Here is a 1473-nt window from a genome sequence, read left to right as displayed (position 1 = left end):
GGTGAACCCGGCTGGCCCCCGATGAGCCGACGGCAGGCCGCCCTGCTCGCCGTCACCCTCGCCGGCTACCTGCTGGTACTCGCCGGGGTCCTGCTCAACACCGAGCTGGTCGACCTCGACTGGTCGGTCCGACTGCTGCGCCCCTACGAGCGGTGGCCCCGGCTGGAGCCGCTGCTCGACACCTGGGTGGTCGCCGGGCAACGCGGACCCTCGGCGATCGCCGCCTTCTGCTGGCTCGGCTGGCGGGCCCACCGCCTCGGCCGGCTGCGCCCGCTGCTGGTCATGGGCATCGCGCTGCTGTTGCTCAACGTCACCGTCGGCGCGGTCAAGATCGTCACCGGCCGGCTCGGCCCGCACTACGCCCAGTACGTCGGCTCGCCCGAGCTCTTCTCCGGCGGCACCATCTTCCCCTCCGGCCACACCGCCAACGCGGTGGTCACCTGGGGGGTGCTCGCCTACCTCGCCGTCCGCTGGCGGCGCACCGGTGCGCTGATCGCCGCCGCCACCGCCTGCTCGATCGGCCTGACCACGGTCTACCTGGGCACCCACTGGGTCACCGACGTCCTGGCCGGCTGGGCCGCCGGACTGCTCGTCCTGCTCTCGCTGCCACTGCTGGAGCCCCTGGTCGCCACCGCCGAACAGCGGCTCCACCGGCGTTTCGCCCGTCGGCACCTGCCCTGCTGAACCCGAACCGCACCCGACCCGAGTCACGCCCGACCGGAGCCACGGCGAACCCCGACCGCACCGGACCCGCACCAGGCCCGCACCGAAGCCGAACCCCGAATGCCGGAACCGAACCCGGCCCCCGAGCCGACGGAACGGGCCGGACCTACCCCTCCCAGCTGCGCTCGACCACACCGTTGCGCACCGCGAGGTTGAGCCGCCCCTGGCGGTACTCCATGGTCATCAGGTCACCCGGCTCCAGCACCCGGACCGACGCCCAGCCGTGCCTTCGGGCCAGCTCCCGGGCCCGCTCGATCCGCAGCCCCGCGTATCCCTCTCCGTCCTGGCCCCCCGCACCCGAACCGGCGCCCGAACCCGCCGCGCCGGACCCCGCCCCCACCGCGCCCGAACCCGACATCGCGCCTCCCCGGCTCGCCTCCTCGGACGTACGCTGGAATCGTAGCCCGACCGGCGTGGTCAGGAGGTGAACGCCATGCGCACCACCACCCCGCGACGGTGGCGCAGCGGCACCGAGCCGGCCACCGCCCGCAGCGATCTCAAGCTCCGCTACCTGCTCTCGCTCACCTTCACGCCGCTGTTCGCACTGGCGACGGTGGGTTTCGCGCTCTGGGCGGCCGCCTCCCCCGCCGACGGCGCACCCAGCCGGGGCACCCTCACCGGCTTCGCCGTGGCCTGCGGCCTGCTGACCCTGTTCGCCGCCGTCGATCTCGTGGTGGTGATCCGGCGTCGCCGGACCGAGCTCTGACGTGGTGTCTCCCATGGAGTGGGAAGTCGGCCCGGCCGACTTCC

At 73.9% G+C, this 1473-nt stretch carries 3 protein-coding genes; 2 read left to right on the top strand and 1 reads right to left on the bottom strand.

What is annotated here, in order from left to right; all coding sequences use genetic code 11:
* The coding region (locus ACIQOV_RS41160; protein WP_401056230.1) for a phosphatase PAP2 family protein at positions 1–684 on the top strand (684 nt) is incomplete at its 5' end.
* A 145-nt stretch (positions 685–829) separates the two neighbouring features.
* Here the strand turns inward: ACIQOV_RS41160 and ACIQOV_RS41155 are convergent.
* Positions 830–1081 (bottom strand): I78 family peptidase inhibitor, encoded by a 252-nt coding sequence (locus tag ACIQOV_RS41155; RefSeq protein WP_380539533.1) that lies wholly within the window; start codon positions 1079–1081, stop codon positions 830–832.
* Positions 1082–1156: 75 nt separating this feature from the next.
* Here ACIQOV_RS41155 and ACIQOV_RS41150 point away from each other — a divergent pair, with 75 nt between their 5' ends.
* Positions 1157–1429: a DUF6343 family protein gene (locus ACIQOV_RS41150; RefSeq protein ID WP_359901593.1), complete on the top strand. Its 273-nt coding sequence runs from the start codon at positions 1157–1159 to the stop codon at positions 1427–1429.
* Positions 1430–1473: the final 44 nt, after the last annotated feature.

This window comes from Kitasatospora sp. NPDC091257, assembly GCF_044757675.1.
In the GTDB taxonomy this organism is placed as follows: domain Bacteria; phylum Actinomycetota; class Actinomycetes; order Streptomycetales; family Streptomycetaceae; genus Kitasatospora; species Kitasatospora lactacystinica.
The sequence above is the reverse complement of the archived record's forward strand: the minus strand, read 5'-3'. Positions and strand labels throughout refer to the sequence as shown.

What these genes read in the sequence shown, in the direction of transcription:
- ACIQOV_RS41155 (WP_380539533.1), bottom strand. Translation starts at nt 1,081, where the DNA reads ATGTCGGGTTCGGGCGCGGTGGGGGCGGGGTCCGGCGCGGCGGGTTCG.
- ACIQOV_RS41150 (WP_359901593.1), top strand. Translation starts at nt 1,157, where the DNA reads ATGCGCACCACCACCCCGCGACGGTGGCGCAGCGGCACCGAGCCGGCC.